The following is a 24,947-nucleotide window of genomic DNA, read 5'->3' as shown; positions in this document are numbered from 1 at the left end:
TCCACTATATTCTCATAAATAATTACAGAAAAAATGGATTTTTAGTATAATTTAAACATATGGGATGATATAAATTAAAATGAACGGAAGATGATGTTAAAAATGGAAAATGGAAAAATCAAATCGCTTCATGCAGGAAGGCCCAAACAGGAAAATTTTTCGAATATCGATATCTTTTCAGCCATGGATAAACAAGCACAGGATAATGTGACAGTAACTAGATCTGGCATAATTGGTGATGGGGTAGGTAATGTAAAGTTCCATGGGGGTCCTGATCGGGCTTTGTGCTTTTACCCCTTTGAGCATTATTCATTATGGAATGAAAAATTCTCTAAAAAGCTGGATATCCCTGCATTCGGTGAAAATTTAACCATAGCGGGGATGACGGAGGTATCAACATATATCGGCGATATTTATCAAATAGGCGAAGTGATTGTTCAAATTAACCAGGGGAGGATTCCTTGTTCGACCATTTCCCACTTCAATCAAGAACCTAAGTTTTTGGAACTCGTGCTAAAAACGAGTTTCACTGGTTATTTTGCAAAAGTACTTCAAGAAGGAACGATAAATAAACAAAACGAAATCGTGCTAATAGATCGTTTGCAAGAAAAAATTTCAGTTCATTATGCAGCAGAGGTGATCCTTCATAAACGAGATGGGCTGGAAGGCGCAAACGCTTTACTTAAACTGGATCCGTTAGCGGAAGCCTGGAAACAAAGGATATTAAAGAGAGTTCAAGCTGCAAAAGATTGAATGATTTTTGCAAAAGTGAAAAAAATGACGATCAGGTATTGAAATTGACAGATTATTAATGTAAATTAAATATAATCAAATTTTGAAATCTTGTGAAAATTATATAAATGGATCTTATCGAGAGAGGTGGAGGGACTGGCCCGAAGAAACCTCAGCAACCAGCTTAGGCAAAGGTGCTAAATCCAACAAGCAGAGCTTGATAGATGAGGAGAATGTTTCAAAAAACCTTCTTCTTTGAGAAGGTTTTTTTTCTTTTCTCTCATACTCATATAAAACGACAAAAACAGGATTGTTTTTGAGAGAGGATGTAATGATGAATTTTCGTAAAGAAGTGAAAGAAAGAATGCTGGTTGGGGAAGGGGCAATGGGGACCTTACTGTACTCTAATGGCATCGATCAATGTTATGAGGAATTAAACTGTACGAACCCAGATCAAATAGTGTCCATCCACCGTGCTTATTTGGAAGCTGGTGCAGATATCCTTCAATCGAATACCTACGGAGCCAACTTCAACAAATTGAAACGCCATGGACTAGAAGATGAAGTAAGCAGAATCAATCGCCAGGGAGTCATCCTTGCTAAAAAAGCGGCAAAAGGAAAGGCATATGTCTTCGGTACCATAGGGGCACAGCGGAATATCAGGAAATCGGATTTAAGCATTGAAGAGATAAAGCGAGGTTTTCGAGAACAGCTATACAGTCTGCTGATGGAAAATCCTGATGGGATTCTCCTAGAAACATTCTATGACCTGGAAGAACTTGAAACCGTCCTGCAAATCGTTAAAAATGAAACTGGACTGCCGATCATCGCAAATGTTTCGATGCATGAACTGGGTAATCTTCAAAATGGAATCCATTTAAATGAAGCCTTTCAAAAACTTGAGCAATTGGGTGCCGATGTTGTTGGGGTGAATTGCCGTCTCGGTCCACATCATATGATTAGGGCCTTGGAAGAAGTAAGTTTGCCAAAGCAAGCGTCGATTGCCATTTATCCTAATGCCAGCCTTCCGGATTATGTGGATGGAAGGCTTGTCTATAAAGCTGTGCCGGAATATTTCGGTTCAAGTGCCCTCGAGCTGCGTGAGCAAGGTGCCACGATCATAGGAGGCTGCTGTGGAACGACGCCTTTGCATATTCAAGCTGTAAAGAATGCAATTGGAAGTTTGGTACCAGTAAAAGAGAAAATAACTAAAACCCGTGAAATAGAAATAATTAAAGTGATTGATAGAGAGTTGGAAATCCCACTTTACGAAAAGGCCAAAACTGAAAGGACGATACTAGTTGAACTTGATCCACCGAAAAAGTTGGGAATAGAGAGTTTCATGACTGGTGCTGAGGTTTTGAAAAAAGCAGGGGTCGATTCAATTACATTAGCGGATAATTCACTTGCTTCACCAAGGATATCGAATGATGCACTGGCTAATTTACTGAAGAACCAATTGAATGTAACGCCGATGGTGCATATAACATGCCGGGATCGGAATTTAATTGGCCTGCAGTCACATTTAATGGGTCTGCAGACAGTGGGGCTGAATGAGTTATTGATCATCACCGGAGATCCTTCTAAAATTGGGGACTTCCCAGGTGCCACTTCGGTTTATGATTTATCGTCGTTTGACCTGATAAGTATGGTCAAACAATTTAATGAAGGTCTTTCCTATTCCGGTCAAAGTTTGGGCCAACGGGCAAATTTTAAAATTGCCGCCGCTTTTAATCCCAATGTGAAATATCTGGATAAAGCTGTTCAGAGAATGGAAAAGAAGATTGCATGTGGTGCTCAATCCTTTTTGACACAGCCAATTTATTCGGTGGAGCAGATTGAAGAGGTATATGAAGCTACAAAACATTTAGAGACCCCGATTTTCATCGGTATCATGCCCTTGACAAGCACACGGAACGCCGAATTCATCCATAATGAAATCCCAGGCATCAAATTGCCTGATAATGTTAGAAGGGCTATGGCTTTAGCGGGGGATGACCCTGTAAAGTCAAGGATTGAAGGGGTGAATATCGCACGAGAGCTAGTGGACGCGGCAAGGGAAAAATTCAAGGGCATATATTTAATCACTCCGTTCCTTCGCTATGAAATGACGGCGGAACTTACGAAATATATTAGAAAAGTCGATAGTAAACAAACATCAGAGGTGGCAGTACATGAATAAAAAAGCGATTCAAGAACAGTTGGATACTAAGATTCTCCTTCTTGATGGAGCGATGGGGACCATGCTCCAAGCGGAGAATTTAACAGCAGAGGATTTTGGCGGGGAACAATTCGAGGGCTGCAATGAGTATTTATCACTGACACAACCAGAAATCATCCAATCCATCCATGAAAAATATTTAGCGGCAGGCGCTGATATCATTGAAACAAATACCTTCGGAGCGACAAGCATCGTGCTTGAAGAATACCAAATAAGCACAATCGCTTACAAGCTTAATAAAATTTCAGCCGAGCTTGCCGTTAAAGCATGTGAAAAGTATTCAAATGAAGATTGGCCAAGATATGTGGCTGGCTCGATGGGTCCCACTACAAAAACGCTTTCCGTAACAGGGGGAACGACTTTTGATATTTTAACCGATTCCTATGAAGAACAGGCACTTGGTCTCTTGGATGGTGGGGTGGACTTGCTATTGGTGGAAACCTGTCAGGATATGCTTAATGTCAAGGCTGCCTTTTCGGGAATCAAAGCAGCCTTCGCTAAAACAGGAAAAGATGTGCCTGTCATCATATCAGGTACGATCGAACCGATGGGCACGACACTCGCTGGCCAGTCCATAGAAGCTTTCTATTTATCGGTTGAACATATGAAGCCCGTGGCTGTCGGCCTGAATTGTGCAACAGGTCCGGAGTTCATGATAGACCATATCAGGACACTTGCAGATATAGCAAATAGCGCCATCAGTTGTTATCCGAATGCTGGGCTCCCGGATGAAGAGGGTCACTATCATGAGTCACCGACTTCCCTTGCGGAGAAAATGAAGCAATTTGCCGAAAAGGGATGGGTCAATATCATTGGGGGCTGTTGTGGTACGACACCAGAGCATATTAAAGAACTTTCCAGGGTCCTCGAAGGCATTCAGCCCCGTGCTATTACGACCTCAGCCCATGGTCATGCCGTATCAGGCATAGAGCCGCTCATTTATGATGATTCAATGCGCCCTTTATTCGTTGGTGAGAGAACGAATGTTATCGGATCTCGAAAATTCAAGGAGCTGATTCGTGGAAAGCATTACGAGCCAGCTGCTGAAATTGCACGTGCCCAGGTGAAAAAAGGTGCCCATGTCATTGATATCTGTCTTGCCGATCCTGATGGGGATGAACTTGGCGATATGAAGGAGTTCGTAGAAGAGGTCGTCAAAAAAGTGAAAGTCCCTTTGGTCATCGATACTACAGATGAAGCCGTACTTGAACAAGCATTAAAACATTCACAAGGAAAGTCCATCATTAATTCCATTAATCTTGAAGATGGTGAAGAACGCTTTGAAAAAATTGTACCATTCATCCATCAATATGGTGCTGCCGTTGTCGTAGGAACGATTGATGAAATTGGGATGGCCGTCGATGCTGAACGGAAATTGGAAGTGGCTACACGGTCGGTGGATTTGCTTGTCAATAAATATGGTCTAAACAAAAGTGACATCATTTTTGATCCGCTGGTATTTCCTGTAGGGACGGGAGATGAACAATATATCGGATCTGCTTTAGAAACGGTGAAAGGAATAAAGGCGATCAAAGAAAAGTATCCAGAATGCTTAACGATACTTGGCATTTCGAATGTTTCATTCGGTCTGCCAGCAAGGGGAAGGGAAATTCTAAATGCCGTTTTCCTTTACCATTGTACAAAAGCAGGTCTCGATTATGCTATCGTTAATACAGAAAAACTTGAACGTTTCGCTCTGATACCTGAAGAGGAAGTGAAATTGGCTGAGGCACTCCTGTTTGAGACATCTACAGAAACTTTAGGTATCTTTACCGAGTTCTATCGTGGTAAAAAAGCGGAGAAGAAGGATAATGGTGTTATCCTGCCATTGGACGAACGTTTAGGTAACTATATTATCGAAGGAACGAAAGAAGGATTAATTGATGATTTAAATAAAGCAATTGAGCGCGGTGATACCCCATTGGAAATCATCAATGGACCATTGATGGATGGGATGAGTGAAGTGGGTCGGTTATTTAACGACAACCAACTTATTGTCGCAGAAGTGCTTCAGAGTGCAGAGGCAATGAAGGCGGCTGTATCTCACCTTGAGCCGCTAATGGAAAACTCTGAAGATAGCGCTAAAAAAGGAAAGATCCTCTTAGCTACTGTCAAGGGGGATGTACATGATATCGGGAAAAACTTAGTGGATATCATCCTATCCAATAATGGCTATGAAGTCATTGATTTGGGTATCAAGGTCGCACCGCAACAAATCATTGAAGAGGTTCGAAAACATGAGCCAACCATCATTGGCCTATCTGGGTTACTGGTTAAATCAGCACAGCAAATGGTTTTAACCGCACAGGATTTAAGGCAGGCGGGAATAGATACCCCTATTTTAGTGGGAGGGGCAGCGCTATCCCGTAAATTCACCGATTTTAAAATATCACCAGAATATGAAGGACCTGTTTTATATTCCAAAGATGCGATGGATGGTTTAGCTGTAACGAATATTTTACATGACACTGACAAAAAAGTGGTGTATTTAAAAGAGTTAGTCGAGAAACGAGAAAAATCGAAAGTCAATGCCGCCATTGCTGCCACGATGGAAAAACCTGTTCGGAAGCAGTCCGCAGCTGCGCCTTTGAGTAATGTGCCTGTTCAAAAACCGCGTGATATCAAACGTCACGTCCTGAAAAACTATCCATTGGATGTAATCCAGCCATACATTAATAGGCAAATGCTGATTGGACATCATTTGGGCTTAAAAGGTAAGCTCGCCGAATTGCTAAAGCAGGGGAATGAAAAAGCAGTGCAGCTGAATGCGCTTGTTGATGAATTGATCGAATTCTTAAAGACGGAACCCGACTACGGCTTGCATGCAATTTATCAATTTTTCCCTGCTCAAAGTGAAGGAGACAAACTATTGGTTTACAACCCGGAAAATCACCTGGAGATATTGGAGACTTTTGACTTTCCTAGGCAAGATACCAATCCGCACCTTTGTTTAGCGGACTTCGCGAAACCGGTTTCCTCCGGACAAATGGATTATGTTGGTTTCTTCCTGGTAACCGCCGGAAAAGGGATCAGAAAATGGGCAGAAAAACTAAAGCTTGAAGGTGATTTCTTGAAAAATCACGCCCTTCAATCACTTGCTCTCGAAACGGCTGAAGGGTTTGCCGAAAGAATTCATCAATTAATGCGTGATGATTTAGGTATAAGCGATCCGATTGAAATGTCTATGAAAGAGCGGTTTGCCGCTAAGTACACCGGGCAAAGATTTTCATTTGGTTATCCAGCTTGTCCTAATCTGGAGGACCAGGAAAAGCTATTCCGCCTGTTACAACCTCAGGATATTGGCGTGGAATTGACTGAAGGATGCATGATGGAACCTGAGGCTTCCGTTTCAGCCATAGTTTTTGCACATCCGGAAGCACGTTACTTTAATGTCGATCGGTAAGCATATGGATAAGGCAGCGGTATTTTTTACCGCTGCCTTATTGCGCATGAAACCTCTTGAATGGTACATCTTAATGGTCAAAAGGAAGGGGATGCAGCATATGAAGAATCCGCTTAAATTATTTCTCACCATAGTATGTTCTTTCATTATTTTTTTGTTATTGACGGATGTGCTGGCCATTCATGTACATGCAATGGTTCCCGAAGAGATGGAACCGATCCTAAAAAGTAAGGAAAATCAGAAAGTCGCTTATTTGACTTTCGATGATGGACCTTCTTTGAATACGATGGAGATATTAGATATTTTGGACCGCTATCATGTTAAGGCCACATTCTTCGTTAAAGGTAACGAAGAACCATACGCAAAGGAATGCTATCAGGAAATGATTTCCCGAGGTCATGCGATTGCCCTTCATTCTTATACACATGATTATTCCATCGTTTATCGATCGACCGAGAGCTTCTTTCAAGATTTGAATAGGCTTGAAACCATGCTGCAAAAGGAGTTTGGGGTTAAAAGCCGTATTGTACGCCTTCCTGGCGGTTCCAATAATCGTCTTAGGCATCAGGCTGCAACTAAACCCATCATTAATGGAATCCTTCAACAACTAATGGAAAAAGGGTATATTTATTTCGATTGGACGATTGATTCGACAGATGGGATCAGTCCATCAATAAGTGAACAACAAATCATTACTTCCGTACAAAAAGGCACGAAAGATCAAAAGCAAGTTAATATCTTGCTGCATGATATCAATAGTATGAAAAATACAGTGAAGGCATTGCCTGATATTATTGAATATCTTAAAAAAGAAGGGTATACCTTTGATACTATTGACGAGACAACCCCAAAAATACAATTTAATTGATGAACACATTGTTTATGTTAAGTAATTTAAGGTATAAGATAAGAGATTAGATTACTTTTGCGAAAGGATTTATCGTTTCTATGATGCCATCATTGTTTTTATCACATGGAACACCTTTATTAGCTCTGGAAAAAAATGGCTACACCTCTTTTTTGAAGGATTATATGAAGGGTATGGAAAAACCAACTGCCATCGTTATTTTGTCAGCACATTGGGAAAGTGAAGATCAGATGATTTCAGCGGTAGGGAAGCATGAAGTCATTTATGATTTTGCAGGGTATCCTGAAGAAATATTTCAGATAACATATCCTGCTTCGGGGTGCTTGGAGCTGTCCGATCGAATTTTAACCTTATTGTCAAGGATAGGTGTATGGGGGCAACTTGATGAAAGGCGCCCCCTAGATCATGGAGCATGGGGGCTTTTGCACATTATGTATCCTGAAGCTGACATCCCGATCGTATCTATGTCCATTAATCCTGCACTTCCATTGGACAAGCAGTATGAAATCGGGAGAACATTGAGGGAATTAAAGGAAAGTAATGTTTTAATCATCGGGAGCGGTGGAATTGTCCATAATTTCACCCATATTCAGAAGGATATGCATGTTGCAGAGGGGTGGGCAATCAACTTTGAAAACTGGGTTGAAGAGAAAATCATGAAATGGGATTTGGAATCTTTGTTTAATTATGCAAAAATCGCTCCTTATAGTACAGATGCTGTGCCTTCCAAAGAGCATTTCATTCCATTGATCATCGCAATGGGAGCAGGAGATATCAACAAAAAATCGGCTCTCCTTCACAGAACATTTCAATATGGCAATCTGAGTTTAACAGCTTGGAAGTTTGATTGAATTGTAAGGGTTTTCAGTCTAGTTAAATATACCTGAAATATAAACGATATACAAAAATACAAAAATCTTTTTTTAGCGAAAAAAAGGCTTAAATGAGCAAAAAAGTCAATTTAAAGCGTAATTTGACGAATTAAACAAAAATATAGTTTAAAAAAGGTTGCATAAAGTTGTTTAACCTTTGGATATTTCGACAAAAACATGTTAATATAACATCTGAAAACGTTTTATCCTTTAAAATTTTATTATTCAATAACCAAAGTTGTTAATTATATATCATATTTTTGGGGAAAATTTAGAAGAAAGAATTTGGGGATAGATAAAACGAAATGCAAAAAATTATGAGAAAAATTTGGGGGTTTACAAAATGACCATCAAGGACGCTAAGGCATACGACCCATGGAAAACTTTTTCAGGTCCAAACCTTGGGTATGTCATGGAGCAATACGATCTATTTCAAGCCAACCCGGAAGAAGTAGATCCGGAACTGAAAAACTTTTTTGAAGTATCAGGTCCTCCTTCATTCGATGTATCGGCTGAAACAACAATCGGAAGTGCACCAACTGTACAAACTAGAGAAGTTCTTCCAATGAAGAAAATAATGTCTGCAGTTACGTTAGCAGAAAACATCCGTGCATACGGACATCTTGCAGCAAATATTTATCCTTTAAAAGAAGAAGCTCTAGATACGGAACAAATTCACTTTGAAAAATATGGATTGACCGCAGATGATTTAAGGAAAATACCGGCTGACTTAATTTGTCCAGAATCACCTGAAAACGTGAAAGACGGATACGAAGCCGTTCAATACCTAAAACAACTTTATACAAAAACGATAGCCTTTGAATTTCACCATGTTAATGACTTGGACGAAAAGCAATGGCTTACTGATATGGTCGAATCCGGAAAAATGTTCCCGGAAGTGGCTAAAGAGAAAAAAGAACTATTACTTAAGCGATTGAATGAAGTTGAAGGTTTCGAGAAATTCCTTCACCGCACATATGTGGGGCAAAAACGTTTCTCCATTGAAGGACTAGACGCCCTAGTGCCGATTTTAGATGAAATGATTTCACAAACTGTTCAAAATGGAACAGGGAATGTGAATATTGCCATGGCTCACCGGGGACGTTTGAATGTGCTTGCACACGTACTAGGAAAGCCATATGAGGTCATTTTCTCTGAATTCCAACATTCACCTAATAAAGATTTGGTTCCTTCCGAAGGTTCAACAGGCATTAACAACGGATGGACTGGTGATGTTAAATACCATTTAGGTCTGGATAAACAGATTACTAATGCTAACATACAAAAAGCAAGGGTTACACTTGCCAATAACCCAAGTCACTTGGAAGTAGTCGGTCCAATCGTGGAAGGGTATTCTCGTGCGGCACAAGAAGACCGTTCAGAAAAAGGATTCCCTGTCCAAGACATTTCCAAATCACTTGCAATCCTGATTCATGGTGATGCAGCATTCCCAGGTGAAGGTATTGTTCCTGAAACGTTTAACTTAAGCCGTTTACGCGGTTATCAAGTTGGCGGCGCTATCCATATCATCGCCAATAACATGATTGGTTTCACAACGGAAAGTGAAGATTCACGTTCAACTCTATATGCCAGTGATTTGGCAAAAGGCTTTGAAGTGCCAATCGTACATGTGAATGCAGATGATCCAGAGGCATGTATGGCTGCGGTGAACCTTGCAAACCTATATCGCGAAAAATACAATAAGGATTTCTTGATCGACCTGATCGGTTACAGACGTTTCGGCCATAACGAAATGGATGAGCCATTGGTGACTCAACCTGAAATGTATGCATTAATTCATAAGCACCAAACTGTCAAAGAGCTTTATGGGAAGAAACTCATTCAATCTGGTGAGTTCACTGAAGCTGAAGTTAAAGCAATTGCTGAGCAAGTGGATACAAGGCTTGCGGATGCATATGCGAAAATTTCCGGAAATAAACCGGAAGCTTCTAAGGAATGTAATCCTCCTGGGATTATTGAAAGAGGACTTCCAGCCATTGAAACGGCTGTTCCGAAACAAGAACTGGTTTCAATTAACGAAGAACTTGTTAAGTGGCCGGAAGGATTCACTCCTAATAAAAAGTTAGGTAAGATTTTATCACGTCGCTTGGATTCCTTTGGTGCTGACGGTAAAATTGATTGGGCTCATGCCGAGACATTGGCATTTGCATCCATATTGAGTGACGGTACTCCAATCCGTTTGACAGGACAAGACTCAGAGCGTGGAACATTCGCTCAACGTAATATCATGTTACATGACAGTGTTAATGGAAAAACATATTCACCACTTCACACACTTGAAACTGCTAAAGCTTCTTTCGCTGTTCATAACAGCCCGCTTACTGAAACGGCAGTCCTAGCTTATGAATATGGTTATAATGTATTTGCTCCAGAGGCACTAGTATTATGGGAAGGCCAATTCGGTGACTTCGCAAATACAGCACAAGTGATCTTTGACCAATTCATTGCGGCTGGCCGTGCAAAATGGGGTCAAAAATCAGGTCTTGTCATGCTGCTTCCACATGGTTATGAAGGACAAGGGCCAGAGCACTCAAGTGCACGCCTAGAACGTTTCCTTCAATTAGCGGCTGAAAACAACTGGACAGTTGCTAACTTAAGTTCGGCAGCTCAATACTTCCATATCCTTAGAAGACAAGCTAAGATTTTGGATCAAGAGCAAGTTCGTCCGCTTGTCATCATGACACCGAAGAGTATGCTTCGTAATCAAGTGATGGCTTCTACAGCTGAAGAATTCAGTGAAGGCTCTTTTGAATCATTCGTTGAAACTAAAGCTTTAGGCAAAAAACCTAAATCGGTTGAACGCATTGTTTTTGCATCAGGTAAATTGGCGGTTGAACTTCGTGAAAAAGCGGCAACTGAACAAAAAACGGACTGGTTGCAAATCATCAGTATCGAAGAAATTTATCCATTCCCGTTCACTGGCGTTCAAGAAGCTTTGAAAAAATATACAAATCTTAAAGAAATCTTCTGGGCTCAAGAAGAACCTAAGAACATGGGGGCTTGGACATTTGTTGAACCTCGCCTTAATGCAGCGGCTCCTGGGAATCTTTCAGTGACATATATAGGAAGGAAGCGCAGATCAAGCCCGGCTGAGGGAGATCCGCTTGTCCATAAAAATGAACAACAACGGATTATGACTCAAGCAATTACACGCAATAATGAGGGGGAGAAATAAAATGGCTGAAGTAAAAGTACCTGAATTAGCAGAATCAATTTCTGAAGGATCTATTGCGCAATGGTTAAAACAACCCGGTGATCATGTTGAAAAAGGCGAATATGTCCTTGAACTTGAAACGGATAAAGTAAACGTGGAAATCATTTCAGATTATACGGGTACTCTTTCGGAACAATTAGCAGAAGAAGGCGATACTGTCCAAGTTGGACAGGCTATCGCTATCGTTGATGAAAATGGGTCAGCTGCAGCAGCTCCAAAAGCGGAAGCTCCTAAGGCTGAAGTAGCCAAAGCAGAACCAGCTAAAGCGGAACAAGCTGCTCCTGTTAAAGAGGCTCCTAAAGCTGAAACGAAAGAAGCATCATCCAATCAACAAGTCATTGCTTCACCAGCTGCAAGGAAATTGGCTCGTGAAAAAGGAATTGACTTGACTCAAGTGCCTGTAGTCGATCCACTAGGTCGTGTACGTGTACAAGATGTTGAAGCAGCAAATAATGCACCTGTGACACCTGCTGCAGCTCCAACACAAGCTCCTGCAGCTAAACAAGCAGCAGCTCCTGTTGAAGTGAATGATGATCGCATTGAAGTGGTTAAGATGACTCGCCGTCGTCAAACCATTGCCAAACGTCTAGTTCAAGTACAATCCGAAGCAGCCATGCTTACTACTTTTAACGAAGTCGATCTTTCTGCAGTCATGGAATTGCGTAGCCGCCATAAAGATTCTTTCGTGAAAACAAATGATGTTAAACTTGGTTTCATGTCATTCTTCACTAAAGCGGTCATTGGCGCATTGAAAAAATATCCGTTATTGAATGCAGAAATCAAAGGCGACCATATCCTGAAAAAGAACTTTTATGATATCGGTGTAGCCGTATCCACTGATGAAGGTCTTGTCGTTCCGGTGGTAAGGGATGCTGACCGCAAAAGCTTTGCTGAAATCGAAAAGAACATTTCTGATTTGGCTGTTAAAGCGCGTAACAACAAACTGGGACTTTCAGATTTATCTGGTGGTACTTTTACCATCACAAACGGAGGGACTTTCGGTTCCCTATTATCTACACCAATCTTGAATGCCCCTCAAGTTGGGATTTTGGGCATGCATACAATTAAGACGCGTCCAATCGCTGTTGGAGATCAAATCGAAAACAGACCAATGATGTACCTTGCATTATCTTACGATCATCGTATCGTTGATGGAAAAGAAGCGGTTGGTTTCTTAGTAGCTATCAAAGATATGCTAGAAGATCCAGAACAACTTTTACTTCAAGGCTAATAAATCATGAAAACCCCCCATGTCATAATGACATGGGGGATTTTTTTTGTGAATGAGTTTAACTGAAAGGCATATTTTCATTGAAAAAAAGATAATGGGGTCATGCAAAGGGTTTGTCTCTGTTGTGAATGTTTTTGGAGGTATTTTTGAATGTATTTGAATATTTTTAAACGTTTGTGATTGATTATTCCTTTGTTTTCATATATGATGATGATATTAAAGTGAGGTGGGATTGATTGTTGACAACAGAAAGGCACCAGTTCATCTTATCGATCCTTAAAGAACAGGGAACGATTAAGCTTCAGGAGCTTGTAGATCAGTTACATGCTTCGGAGTCGACCATTCGGAGAGATTTAGTGCAACTCGAAGAAATGAAGCTCTTGAAACGCGTGCATGGCGGGGCCTCTTTACTTCAAAGAAAAGGCCTTGAACCAACGACTATAGAAAAGCAAAACAAAGCAATAGCTGAAAAACAACTGATTGCAAAGCTTGCGTCTTCATTCATAGAGAAAAATGATTGTATATATCTTGATGCAGGCACAACCACTGCAGAAATGATTCCTTACTTAAAGGATAAGAATATAACGGTCATGACAAATGGTCTTATGCATATTCCAAAACTTATTGAATTGGAAATCAAAACAGTCTTAGTGGGCGGAACGATTAAATTCTCGACAAATGCGGTTATAGGAAGTAATGCTGTACAATTTTTGAATGAATACCGTTTCGATAAATGTTTCTTGGGAATGAACGGCATCCATCAAGAATTGGGTTTCACAACACCAGATCCGGAAGAAGCTCTACTGAAGAAGATGGCATTACGACTCTCTAACGAATCCTACGTGCTTGCTGACAGTACAAAATTGAATGAAGCTACTTTCGCTAAGGTGGCAGATGTAAGCGATGCCATAATCCTTACTGACAGCAATGATGAAGAGGCTGTTGCTCAGCTCCATAAAAATCCAAAGGTAAAGGTAGTGACCATTTAATGATTTATACAGTGACACTTAACCCATCCATCGATTATCTGGTCGAGGTGGAGAGTTTTAAAATGGGCAAGGTGAATCGAACTAGTTATGATGCCAAATTCCCTGGAGGGAAAGGGATTAATGTTTCCCGGATGCTTAAAAGGCTTGGAAATAGTACGACAGCTTTAGGTTTCATAGGTGGACAAACAGGTGAATTTGTAAAAAGGTTTTTAAGACAGGAAGAGATTTTCACGGATTTTACAGAGATAACAGGAGATACAAGAATAAACATTAAATTGAAAACAGGGCTGGAGACTGAAATCAATAGCCAAGGGCCAGTTATTTCAAAAGGGGATTATCAACAATTATTTAGTCAGATTGAACAGTTGAAAAATAATGATATTCTCATTTTGTCAGGTAGCATCCCTCCAAGCGTCCCTTCGGATGTATACGAAGCTATGGCAAAGTCTTGTTCTGATAATGGCATTAAGGTGGTGGTGGATACGAGTGGGAGGGAATTACTGAGTGTCCTTCCGTATCGGCCATTTTTGATAAAGCCTAATCACCATGAATTGGGTGAACTTTTTTCTACTGAAATTAGAACGGTTGATGATGCTATCGAATACGGTTCTAAATTGGTTCAATCAGGAGCACAAAACGTTATCGTTTCAATGGCAGGACAGGGTGCTGTACTTTGCTCCGGTGGTGAGTCATATTCCGCTAATGTGCCAAAAGGGAAAGTCCTCAACTCAGTGGGTGCAGGTGATTCGATGGTGGCCGGTTTCATCGGGACATATGAAAAGACAGAGGATATTTTATCTGCTTTCCGATTCAGTCTTGCAGCAGGAAGTGCTACAGCCTTTTCATCAGATCTTGGTACATTGGATAAAATCGAAGAGTTATTACCGCAAATTGATATCAATCAACTAACAGGAGGCTGACTTTATGAAAATTACAGACTTGTTGAAATTGGATACAATCATAATCAATCTACAAAGTGCTACAAAGCAAGCTGTCATTGATGAACTGTCAGGGAAGTTAGCCGAGGCTGACAGGTTAAACGATGTGGAGGCTTTCAAAGCCGCTATCTTAAAACGTGAACAACAAAGCACAACAGGGATTGGTGAAGGGATAGCGATACCACATGCTAAAACAAATGCTGTAAGGACACCTGCCATCTGTTTCGGAAAATCGGTTAATGGAGTGGATTATGAATCGCTTGACGGTCAGCCAGCTCATCTGTTCTTTATGATTGCAGCAAGTGAAGGAGCGAATGCGGATCACTTGGAAACCCTTTCCCGGCTTTCTTCATTACTGATGGATGAAAAATTCAGAGACCGATTGATCTCGTCTTCTTCTGGTGAAGAAGTGTTAGAGATCATCAATCAAAAAGAGATGGAAGCAGATGAAGAAGAAAAAGAAGAGCAGCAATCAAGTGATGCTGCCAGCGGTAACAACAAAGGGAAAATCCTTGCCGTTACAGCTTGTCCAACAGGAATTGCCCATACTTATATGGCTGCTGATGCATTAAAGGCCAAAGCGAAGGAAATGGGAATCGATTTCAAAGTGGAAACAAATGGATCGACAGGAATCAAAAATGGTTTAACCGCTGCAGAAATTGATGAGGCGGATGCGATTATCGTTGCAGCGGATAAGCAGGTGGAAATGGATCGTTTTAATGGTAAACACGTCATTATTGTCCCTGTTGCCCATGGGATCCGGAAGACCGAGGAGCTGTTAACCAGAGCCATGAATCAGGATGCACCTGTTTACAAAGGAACTGGAAATGATAAAAGTGATGAGGGTGATTCAGCAAAAGGAGGATTGGGGATTTACAAGCACTTAATGAATGGGGTAAGTAATATGCTTCCATTTGTCGTCGGTGGCGGAATCTTGGTTGCGCTTTCTTTCTTTTTTGGGATCCAGGCAGCCGATCCGGCAAATCCTGATTATAATCCCATTGCCAAAGCATTAAGTGATATTGGCGGGGGAACTAGTGGTGCATTCTTCTTACTTGTCCCAGTCCTTGCTGGATTCATTGCTTCAAGTATAGCCGACCGTCCTGGTTTTGCTCCCGGTATGGTAGGGGGATTATTGGCAGCACAGGCTCATGCCGGTTTTCTTGGCGGACTAATCGCCGGTTTCCTTGCAGGTTATGTCGTCTTATTTTTACGAAAGCTGTTTTCTAGGTTACCGCATACACTAGAAGGCATTAAACCGGTTTTACTCTATCCTGTATTCGGCATGTTAATTACAGGCTTAATCATGATATTTGTTATAAATGGGCCAGTAACCGCAGTTAACACAGGCTTAACCAACTGGCTACAAGGTTTATCAGGTACGAATGCTATTTTGCTTGGATTGATTCTAGGAGGTATGATGGCTGTAGATATGGGTGGACCCCTGAATAAAGCAGCTTTCACTTTCGGACTTGCAGCTATTGAAGCTCATAGTTTCGGGCCTCATGCTGCCGTCATGGCAGGTGGAATGGTACCTCCGCTCGGGATTGCCTTTGCAACTACATTCTTTAAAAGCAAATTCAGTGAAACGGAAAGGAAATCTGGATTCACAAATTATTTCATGGGTGCTTCATTCATTACAGAAGGGGCCATTCCTTTTGCGGCGGCGGATCCATTGCGCGTTATCGTCAGCAGTGTAGTAGGGGCAGCGACAGCAGGAGCCCTGTCAATGGCTTTTGGTGTAACTCTGCCAGCACCACATGGAGGAATTTTTGTCATCCCCCTTGTCAACCATCCTTTTCTCTATTTGCTGGCCATTTTAATAGGGTCCCTCATTACCGCTTTAATGTTGGGATTCTGGAAAAAGAAACAACAATAATAAATAATGAAGAAAGCGGGTCCAATTTTATGGACCCGCTTTTATTATATCCATTCCAAAATTTCAATCCGATTGCCGAAGGGATCGGATATATAGATGCGGTTCGCCCCAGGTAACCTTTTATCTTCTGTAAAAGAAACACGATTAGTTATTAAATGTTGTTTAAAGTCTCTAAGATTTTCTACTTCAAGCGCTGGATGGGCTTTTCTCGCGGGAATGAACTGATCTTCCGTTCCAACATGAATTTTGATCGATCCTGATTCGAACCATACTCCGCCACTTGACTTTAAGGATGCAGGCTTATCCACTTCCCGAAACATTAGAATCTCTTTGAAAAACTTCCTTGATTGGTCCTCGGTATTTTTGGGAGATGCTAATTGGAAATGATCGATTGCTTTAAAAATGAAACCCACTTTTTTCTACCCCCTCTTGGCTACTTATATATCCAATATTAAAATAAAAAAATCAATAAAAATAGCTTATTTTTTAAATCGCTATCGATCGGTTTTGCTTATCGTTGGTTCTTGAATCGTGTATTAAAGCATAAATGTCATGTTTATGGGTAAAGGAGTTTTAAAAGGATAAAGGAGTGGACGTACATGCTGAAGAAAAACACCTTAAAAACAACTAAAAGGGATGATATGATTGATGTTACGGCAGAAGTGCAAGCATTCATCAATGAAAACGGGATACAACAGGGGTTAGCTCTTATATATTGTCCGCATACGACAGCAGGGATCACAATTAATGAAAATGCAGATCCCGATGTCAAAAAGGATATGCTAAGAAGATTGGATGAGCAATACCCATGGAATCATACATTGGATTTACATAAGGAAGGAAACACGGCTGCCCATTTGAAATCAAGTACGGTTGGTTCTTCACAACAGGTGATCATCCATAAGGGAAGTTTAATTCTTGGTACATAGCAAGGGATATACTTTTGTGAATTCGATGGTCCCAGAGATAGGCAATATTTTATTAAATTATGTGTCGACCGCTAAAACAGGGGGGGACATACTGGAATAAGTGGGGGGAAGAGGATTGGACGATGTTTGGATTAAAGGAAGAAAAGTAATATTGAGGAACGTTAAACAAGCCGATTTAAAACGTTTATGGAGCCTGAAATATGGAGAAGTCAATCCAGAATGGAAAAAGTGGGATGCACCTTACTATCCTATTGAACTCATGGATTACCATACGTATATCGATAAAGAAACGAAGCACAGAACCAATGATGGAAAAATGGGGGCTTACTCCGAGCTATTAATGGAAAAGAACGATCAAATAATAGGTTCTGTTGTATATTACTGGGAACATGAACCCTCTCGTTGGCTGGAAATAGGGATCACGATTTTTGAGCCAAAGTATTGGAATGGCGGGTATGGAACAGAAGCGTTAATGATGTTCATAGACTATTTATTCGAAAACTTGGAGATTGAACGGGTTGGACTGACGACATGGTCAGGTAATGAACGTATGATGGCTGTTGGGGAAAAGGTAGGCATGCAAATAGAGGGAAGAATGAGAAAATGCCGTTATTATGATGGTTATTATTATGATTCAATCAGAATGGGTATACTACGTGAGGAATGGAGTGGGAATCTTCAAAATTTCTAAGTTAATTGACCCGTGAAAAATTTTCCTTGATTTCCTTGGGAAAAATTTAGCACTGTTTTCTCCCATATGGTCTGTTATCCTAGGAAGATGCTTAACGAGGAGGTTACAAGATGAAATTATCAGTATTAATAACCGTGATAATGACTCTAAGTGTCATCGTACTTGGGATAGCTATTCCTAAGGGAACGACCAGTATGGCTTCTGATGGAGCAACCAAACATGTCATTAAACAAGGTGAATCGATATGGGATATTGCAAAGCGGTATGGTGTCCCAATCAAAAAGTTAAAAGAAGTCAATAATAATGTAAATAATGTTGCAGAACCTGGTAAAACATTGATTATTCCACATGTAATGAATGAAAAAGATAAAGAATTATTAGCAAGGCTTGTGCATGCAGAAGCCAAAGGGGAGCCTTATAGAGGAAAGGTCGAGGTGGCAGGAGTAGTTTTGAATCGCCTTGATAGCAAAGAATTCCCTGATACGGTCCGGGAAGTGATCTATCAAAAAAACCAATTCTCGCCCGTTGCTGATGGCAGTATAAACAAAGCAGCCGGAGATGATGCCAAGAAGGCTGTCAATGAAGCATTGGCAATTCATGGCTACACAAATGATGCCTTGTATTTTTGGAATCCCAGTATTTCGGACAGCAAATGGATGAAACAATTAGAGGTAATCAAAATCATTGGTGGCCACCATTTTGCCATATAAATTACATTTCAAGAACCGGTCTCACCAACTAGGGAGGCCGGTTTTTCATGTTTAAAACTAACTCTTAAATGATTTCAGCCCACATCTCGCGGGGATTCAGTTCATAAATGCTGTTTTCCCGGTACATGATGCTTCCGATAATGAGTTCACGTCTTATCGTTGCGTAATCATCATGGAATGACTGGATGAATTCATTCAATTCTTTTTCTGGATATTTACGTCCCTTTTCCAAAAGGCCTGCAATATGATGAAGAACGATCATTTTCTTCTTTCTTTGTGCTGGTATGGTTTTAAGTCGACCATCTTGTGTAAAGAAGTTTTCAAGGATCTTTTTATGCTCTAAAATCAGCTTTTGTTTATCCAATTTACTGGAGTCCCCCTTATTTGAAATGATTTTAGGTAATGCTGAAGAATAATGCTCTAGGACATCTTCATTCAAAAAATAATATACCGTATTTTTTTCTCTCCGATCCTTCACTAAATTAATGTCCTTCAATTTCGTTAAATGGTGTGAAATGGTTGGGGCAGTCAATTTTAATATTCCCGCAAGAGCCTGTCCGTGTTTTGGACCGTTTGCCAGAATGGATATAATCCTAATCCTGGTCACATCACCAAGCGTTTTATGGAAAGCGACCAACTTTTCTAATTGCACTTTTATCCCCCTAACTAATTAGATTATTATCTAATTAGATGATAATCTAATTAGTGGTGTTAATCAAGCTATATTCACTTTTCTATATTGCTTGGAAAATATGATGTATAATTTAGGAGAATGTTGAAAATTTTTATCTGGATTAAGGAGCTGTAATATGGCTAATACACATGTTTATACAAAAAAAGAAGAAGTGGTCAATGCGATAACCCATGGTGTTGGTGTTTTGTTGAGTATCGTCGCTCTTGTGTTTTTAATAATATTCTCAGTCCAAAAAGGATCGCCTTGGCATGTAGTCATTTCAGTCATTTATGGCGCTTCCATGCTTCTTTTATATGTCTCATCCACATTAGTGCATAGTTTTCCAGAGGGGAAAACAAAGGATATATTCGAAATCTTTGATCATTCAGCCATATATATATTCATTGCAGGAACATACACGCCCATCATGGTCCTTGTGATTCAAGGCTCACTAGGCTGGACACTGCTTGGAATAATTTGGGGAGTTGCAATCATCGGCGTCGTCTTCAAAGCTTTCTATGTTAAAAGGTTCCTATTCCTTTCGACGCTTCTTTATATTGCGATGGGGTGGATGATCGTCATCGTTTGGGGACCTCTTACAGCAGCGATGCCCTCAGAAGGTATCCAGTTACTGATAGCAGGGGGCTTGCTTTATACGTTTGGAGCTATCTTTTATGTATGGCGCGGTTTTCCGTTTCATCACGCCGTTTGGCATGTTTTTGTGCTTGGGGGTTCTGCCACCCATTTTTTTGCAGTATTGTTTTATATCCTTCCTCTGTGATCACTTCTAGTGATTCTTTACTTGATCGATCTTATGATACCTGAAAGATTCCTGTAGTTTTGAATGACCCCTTTTAGGTAATCAATAAGTATACAGATGATTAGGGAGGAATGGCTAATAATGAGAAAATCGATCAAAATATTATCTGTTCCGTTTGCCGCCATGCTTGTTTTGGCCGGGTGTGGGGGAGAAAACGATGAAGTGAAAAATCCACCGGTTCAGGAGAATGAAAATCAAACGGAAACAAATCCTGAAACAAGAACGGATAATAATGAAAAGGTGCCTTTCACTTTCAAGGATTTTCAATTAGAAGTTGATTATGTGGGAACTGATAACGAATACGAAGCTGAATATGATACCATGGGAGCCCAAACAGAAGCTTCAATCGAAGATAAATCAAACAAACATGAAGTTCACGGTGATGAAGCAATGAAAGAATTAATACCGATTTTAGATAAATTGACATTCACCAAAGATTCAACAGATGAACAAGTCATTCAAGAAGTGACAAGTGTTTTTGATTTGAAGGATGCCTATGAAGAATTCGATTTAGAGGTCGTTTTCGATGATGGTACGAAAAAAGAATATAAAGTGAATAATAAATAACTAAATCCATTTATTATATTATCTTAAGTTATAAATGGTAGCCTTTTCACGATTCTTCAATAGTTGTCAAATTGCGGTAACTATAGTAAAATGATTACGGTTAGCAAAGGGGATAACATACATTTGCTTTTCATATTCGGACTTATGGGGATAGGACCGTAATAAATACTTGTAAAAAAAGAGTCTTTTTCTAAGATTCTTTTTTTGTGCAAGTGATTGAAAATGATGGCTGAAAAAGTAACAAGATGAAAGAGAGGGTACCGCAAGCGGCACCCTCTCTTTCATTTACCCATTTGCATCATTGGGAAAGTGGTGTATTTTTTTTTGGGAGCATATTAGCTGATGCTAACCTTGAACGGATCGTAATCCCAAGCCAAGATGCAAGGAATGCTTTTAAAATGCCTACGATTATAAATGGGGCAAAACCGCTGGCAAATGCAACTGTCCATGATAATGAGCTCATATATTTCAACCAAATCGTACCGATGATCAACGTTATGAACATCCCGATTATATTTGCAAGGAAAGCCATTGCAACTGAGAAACGTGTTTTTTCCAATATCAGCCCGGTAATATAAACTGTCGGGATATAGGATAATAAATAACCGCCAGTCGGACCGAATATCTTAGCTAGTCCTCCAGACATTTCAGCGAACACTGGTACTCCTGCAGCTCCTATGAACAAGTATAATAAAACGGAAGAGGTTCCATAACGTGAACCTAGTATAGTGGCTGCCAGCCCAACAGCTAGAGTCTGTCCTGTAATCGGTACTAACGGCAGTGGAATTGTAATTTGGGCAAGGATCCCTATAAGTGCTGCAAATAAGGCTGTAACCATCATCATTCTTAATTTCTCGTGACTTTCCCTCATCGTACTTCCCCCTATTGTAAACCTGGTTATCAAACGAGTTAACATATAAAGAATTTTAATATGATAAGTAAACACTGTCAATGATATTATGAATTTTATTTTATAAGGGCCTAGTTGTTGCCCAGGTTCGTAAAACCCGGAAAAAAAATGAAACTTTCTGTAACGTCATTCGTATTAATGGTAAGTGAAGTAAATGGGGGGGATCATTGCCATATGTCTTTCAAAAGGTAGTTAAAACGCTTATCCTAGGTCTTAATAGTAGTAAGCGGTAAAGAAAAATCAAATTAAAAGGATGAAAGAGATGGAGTTATTTGGAGTTCCATTAGAAACAGTCTATTTATATGGATTAATTATATTCGGGGGGCTAACATTCCTATTTATCTTGTTTAATGATATATTTTCTGGCCTGGAATTACCGGATATATTAAATCCAACCCTCATTTTTAGTTTTTTGACCGTATTTTTTTCGTGTGGTTTTTTGCTTGAATCGCTTACAGGACTTAATGATGTGATGATTGCCGTGATTTCCCTGCTCATTTCATTTACAATCGTCACCCTATTGAATGTATTTGTGTTGATTCCCATCTCATCGGCGGAGGAAAGCTTAACGTTTCATGACAATGACCTGAGAGGCAGGGTTGGCAGGGTTCTGACATCAGTCCCGGTTGATGGGTTTGGGGAAGTCTTAATCGAAAGCATCAGCGGGAGCATTGCGAAGACTGCGGCCAGTTATAAGAATGAAGGAATTGTTTCGGATACAAAAGTCTTGATCATCGAAGTTAAAAATGGGGTTGTCTATGTCATGCCCCATGAGAATGAATAAGAGGTAGGAGGTCATTTATGTTTAGTTTAATTTGGATTGTTGTCGCCATTGTTGCATTTTTATTAATCGCACTTATTGCTGTGTTTGTTACGAAATACCGTACTGCTGGTCCTGATGAGGCCTTGATAGTGACTGGAAGTTACTTGGGCAGCAAGAATGTCCACATCGACGAATCAGGAAATAAAATAAAAATCGTCCGCGGTGGAGGTGCTTTCGTTTTGCCAGTGTTCCAACAAGCGGAACCATTGAGCTTGTTGTCAAGCAAACTTGAGGTCTCGACTCCTGAAGTATATACAGAACAAGGTGTTCCTGTCATGGCTGATGGTGTATCGATCATCAAGATTGGCGGTTCAATCACCGATATTGCCACAGCAGCAGAGCAATTCCTTGGTAAATCGAAAGATGACCGTGAACAGGAAGCGCGGGAAGTATTGGAAGGACATCTTCGCTCAATCCTTGGTTCGATGACAGTCGAGGAAATTTATAAAAACCGTGAAAAGTTTTCCCAGGAAGTACAGAGGGTAGCCTCGCAGGATTTGGCTAAAATGGGACTCATCATCGTATCGTTCACGATTAAAGATGTTCGTGACAAAAATGGATATCTTGAATCGCTAGGTAAGCCAAGGATTGCCCAAGTGAAAAGGGATGCCGATATAGCTACCGCCGATGCCGAGAAAGAAACGCGAATCAAGCGAGCCGAAGCTTCGAAGGAAGCCCAGCGTGCCGAACTTGAAAGGGCAACAGAAATAGCCGAAGCCGAAAAAATCAACAAGCTAAAGGTTGCGGAATTCCGTCGTGAGCAGGATATTGCCAAGGCACGGGCTGACCAAGCTTACGATCTTGAAACTGCGAGATCTAAACAGGATGTAACCGAACAGGAAATGCAAATCAGGATCATCGAACGGCAGAAGCAGATTGAGCTGGAAGAAAAAGAAATCCTTCGCCGTGAAAAGCAATATGATTCAGAAGTGAAGAAAAAGGCGGATGCCGATCGTTATGCGGTAGAGCAGGCAGCTTCCGCAAACAAAATGAAACAGATTACAGAAGCGGATGCCGATAAGTATAAAATTGAAGCCATGGCCAAAGCGGAAGCGGAACGTGTTCGAATGGACGGTCTTGCTAAAGCGGACGCCCAAAGGGCACAAGGTACGACAGAAGCGGAAATCATCAGGTTAAAAGGGGTAGCAGAAGCAGAAGCCAAGCAGAAAATAGCTGAAGCTTTTGAACAGTTCGGGCAAGCCGCCGTAATGGACATGATTTTGAAAATGCTGCCTGAATATGCAAAACAAGTTGCTAGCCCGCTTAGTAATATAGACAAAATCACTGTAGTGGACACAGGCGGAAGCGGTGCAAAGGGCGGGGCTAATAAAGTGACAGGATATGCAACGGATTTAATGGCAACATTGCAAGAGTCATTAAAGGCATCTTCGGGAATTGATGTCAAAGACTTGCTTGAGAATTTCTCAGGAAAACGAAATTTACCATTCACCCCCATCAGCCAGGAGAATGTCGAAGCGAGCATGAATATGGCAGCAAGCAAGGAAGAGTAACGGTGAAGAATAAATGAAGAAAGGTAAGGGCACAAATATGCTCTTACCTTTTTTTTTGAATAGGAGAATATTTTATTTCCTATACTAAAGGGACAAAAAGAACATTTAATTTTTATTATGATAAGGCTTCTTATGGAGCACCTATGGTTAGTGGAAAAGCGATTTTTCACCCTTGTCAAAAGCCAGTTGCTGTTCTCGAAAAAATAATTGCAACTCATACATATCCACCTATGATTATAAAAAAATTGAAATTTTATCCAAATCAGACGAGAATTTAATGCCGATTCACTTAAAATTCATTTTTTTTATGGATTTTTACCATTTCCCATCCAGCTCCAATTTACCTAAAATATCCCAATGCTCAAACCTTCACAAATTGTTCACAACAACAATGAAAACGCTTACGATTTTCATTGTATAATATACATATCCTAATTGATTTCATAGTATAGCACCACTTATCATACAATTTTAATAAATAATTGAATAGACAGAAGGGAGATAATCAGATGATCTTGAAATCGTTGAAAAAAAAGGGCATAACGACCATCATTTATTATAAAGAAGGAGTATTAAAAACATGCAAGGGTCAATTCCATAAACTTAACCTTAATGAACAAACCCTTTCCTTAAAAGATGAAAATCAAAAGATTTACTCTATTCGTTTATCTCGTATTATGGAAATCTATTAATTTAATTGCTTTCATTTAACATATTAAAATTACAAAACATTTATTAATCCCGAATCTTTAGTATATTACTAGAGGTTCTTTTTTCATATATGGAAAGCTGGTCAGTTTAGCATTCCTGTAGTTAGTAATTTTTCAGTTTTGAAAAAAATAGGGCCCCTCATTTCCAGATTGATAAAAGTTTTAATACTTTATAGATGGCAGTATCCTTCGTGCGGAATTCCTCAATATGGCGTTCGTAAGAAAGTATGGGTGC

At 40.2% G+C, this 24,947-nt stretch carries 20 protein-coding genes, 1 pseudogene and 1 riboswitch; of the genes and pseudogenes, 18 read left to right on the top strand and 3 right to left on the bottom strand.

Features of this window, described 5'->3' with window-relative positions:
- Positions 1-102 precede the first annotated feature (102 nt).
- From SB775_RS06390 to SB775_RS06345, 10 genes are all read left to right on the top strand, one after another.
- Complete coding sequence (locus SB775_RS06390; RefSeq protein WP_410860918.1) at positions 103-753, top strand: MOSC domain-containing protein; 651 nt, start codon at positions 103-105, stop codon at positions 751-753.
- 111 nt (positions 754-864) lie between these two features.
- Positions 865-963, top strand: a riboswitch (SAM riboswitch).
- Positions 964-1,066: 103 nt separating this feature from the next.
- A complete protein-coding gene (locus tag SB775_RS06385; protein WP_410860917.1) occupies positions 1,067-2,914 on the top strand; it encodes a bifunctional homocysteine S-methyltransferase/methylenetetrahydrofolate reductase in 1,848 nt (615 codons plus the stop codon).
- Positions 2,907-6,356 carry a methionine synthase gene (metH, locus tag SB775_RS06380; protein ID WP_061463554.1) on the top strand — a complete coding sequence of 1,150 codons (3,450 nt, stop codon included), beginning with the start codon at positions 2,907-2,909 and terminating at the stop codon, positions 6,354-6,356. Before SB775_RS06385 ends, metH begins: the two co-directional genes overlap by 8 nt.
- Positions 6,343-7,224: a polysaccharide deacetylase family protein gene (locus SB775_RS06375; protein ID WP_061463553.1), complete on the top strand. Its 882-nt coding sequence runs from the start codon at positions 6,343-6,345 to the stop codon at positions 7,222-7,224. The genes metH and SB775_RS06375 overlap by 14 nt, the downstream gene beginning before the upstream one ends.
- Positions 7,225-7,304: 80 nt before the next feature.
- Positions 7,305-8,075: a dioxygenase family protein gene (locus SB775_RS06370; protein WP_410860916.1), complete on the top strand. Its 771-nt coding sequence runs from the start codon at positions 7,305-7,307 to the stop codon at positions 8,073-8,075.
- A 364-nt stretch (positions 8,076-8,439) separates the two neighbouring features.
- Positions 8,440-11,292 carry a 2-oxoglutarate dehydrogenase E1 component gene (locus SB775_RS06365; protein WP_089364858.1) on the top strand — a complete coding sequence of 951 codons (2,853 nt, stop codon included), beginning with the start codon at positions 8,440-8,442 and terminating at the stop codon, positions 11,290-11,292.
- 1 nt (position 11,293) lies between these two features.
- Positions 11,294-12,562: a 2-oxoglutarate dehydrogenase complex dihydrolipoyllysine-residue succinyltransferase gene (gene odhB / locus SB775_RS06360; protein WP_410860915.1), complete on the top strand. Its 1,269-nt coding sequence runs from the start codon at positions 11,294-11,296 to the stop codon at positions 12,560-12,562.
- A gap of 236 nt (positions 12,563-12,798) precedes the next feature.
- Positions 12,799-13,551 carry a DeoR/GlpR family DNA-binding transcription regulator gene (locus tag SB775_RS06355; RefSeq protein WP_410860914.1) on the top strand — a complete coding sequence of 251 codons (753 nt, stop codon included), beginning with the start codon at positions 12,799-12,801 and terminating at the stop codon, positions 13,549-13,551.
- Positions 13,551-14,471: a 1-phosphofructokinase gene (pfkB, locus tag SB775_RS06350; RefSeq protein WP_284470481.1), complete on the top strand. Its 921-nt coding sequence runs from the start codon at positions 13,551-13,553 to the stop codon at positions 14,469-14,471. The genes SB775_RS06355 and pfkB overlap by 1 nt, the downstream gene beginning before the upstream one ends.
- A 4-nt stretch (positions 14,472-14,475) precedes the next feature.
- Positions 14,476-16,368: a PTS fructose transporter subunit IIABC gene (locus SB775_RS06345; RefSeq protein ID WP_410860913.1), complete on the top strand. Its 1,893-nt coding sequence runs from the start codon at positions 14,476-14,478 to the stop codon at positions 16,366-16,368.
- Between the two features lie 44 nt (positions 16,369-16,412).
- Here the strand turns inward: SB775_RS06345 and SB775_RS06340 are convergent, their stop codons facing one another.
- Positions 16,413-16,781, bottom strand: coding sequence for a VOC family protein (locus tag SB775_RS06340; RefSeq protein WP_061463546.1), 369 nt, complete (start codon positions 16,779-16,781; stop codon positions 16,413-16,415).
- A gap of 186 nt (positions 16,782-16,967) precedes the next feature.
- Between SB775_RS06340 and SB775_RS06335 the strand changes: the two are divergent.
- From SB775_RS06335 to SB775_RS06325, 3 genes and pseudogenes are all read left to right on the top strand, one after another.
- Positions 16,968-17,372, top strand: a pseudogene (locus SB775_RS06335) (secondary thiamine-phosphate synthase enzyme YjbQ).
- A gap of 40 nt (positions 17,373-17,412) precedes the next feature.
- Positions 17,413-17,988 carry a GNAT family N-acetyltransferase gene (locus SB775_RS06330; protein ID WP_410860912.1) on the top strand — a complete coding sequence of 192 codons (576 nt, stop codon included), beginning with the start codon at positions 17,413-17,415 and terminating at the stop codon, positions 17,986-17,988.
- 110 nt (positions 17,989-18,098) lie between these two features.
- Entirely contained in the window at positions 18,099-18,698 is a 600-nt protein-coding gene (locus SB775_RS06325; protein WP_089364851.1) for a cell wall hydrolase, read from the top strand.
- 64 nt (positions 18,699-18,762) lie between these two features.
- Here SB775_RS06325 and SB775_RS06320 read toward each other — a convergent pair whose 3' ends face one another.
- Entirely contained in the window at positions 18,763-19,350 is a 588-nt protein-coding gene (locus tag SB775_RS06320) for a DUF2087 domain-containing protein (protein WP_089364850.1), read from the bottom strand.
- A gap of 157 nt (positions 19,351-19,507) precedes the next feature.
- Here SB775_RS06320 and trhA point away from each other — a divergent pair, with 157 nt between their 5' ends.
- Positions 19,508-20,152 carry a PAQR family membrane homeostasis protein TrhA gene (gene trhA / locus SB775_RS06315; protein ID WP_061463542.1) on the top strand — a complete coding sequence of 215 codons (645 nt, stop codon included), beginning with the start codon at positions 19,508-19,510 and terminating at the stop codon, positions 20,150-20,152.
- Positions 20,153-20,272: 120 nt separating this feature from the next.
- A complete protein-coding gene (locus SB775_RS06310) occupies positions 20,273-20,758 on the top strand; it encodes a YusW family protein (protein WP_410860909.1) in 486 nt (161 codons plus the stop codon).
- A gap of 298 nt (positions 20,759-21,056) precedes the next feature.
- Here the strand turns inward: SB775_RS06310 and SB775_RS06305 are convergent, their stop codons facing one another.
- A complete protein-coding gene (locus SB775_RS06305) occupies positions 21,057-21,629 on the bottom strand; it encodes a biotin transporter BioY (RefSeq protein WP_061463539.1) in 573 nt (190 codons plus the stop codon).
- A 301-nt stretch (positions 21,630-21,930) separates the two neighbouring features.
- On the opposite strand from SB775_RS06305, the gene SB775_RS06300 reads away from it, so the two are divergent.
- From SB775_RS06300 to SB775_RS06290, 3 genes are all read left to right on the top strand, one after another.
- On the top strand, positions 21,931-22,452 hold the full coding sequence (locus tag SB775_RS06300) for an NfeD family membrane protein (RefSeq protein ID WP_410860908.1): 522 nt from the start codon (positions 21,931-21,933) through the stop codon (positions 22,450-22,452).
- A 17-nt stretch (positions 22,453-22,469) separates the two neighbouring features.
- Positions 22,470-24,002: a flotillin lipid rafts scaffold protein FloT gene (gene floT / locus SB775_RS06295; RefSeq protein WP_410860907.1), complete on the top strand. Its 1,533-nt coding sequence runs from the start codon at positions 22,470-22,472 to the stop codon at positions 24,000-24,002.
- A gap of 509 nt (positions 24,003-24,511) precedes the next feature.
- The gene (locus SB775_RS06290; protein WP_410860906.1) at positions 24,512-24,694 is read left to right on the top strand and encodes a YolD-like family protein; all 183 of its coding nucleotides are present in this window, start codon (positions 24,512-24,514) and stop codon (positions 24,692-24,694) included.
- Positions 24,695-24,947: the final 253 nt, after the last annotated feature.

Source organism: Peribacillus sp. SIMBA_075, assembly GCF_046534585.1.
This window is presented reverse-complemented; position numbering and strand designations above follow the sequence as displayed.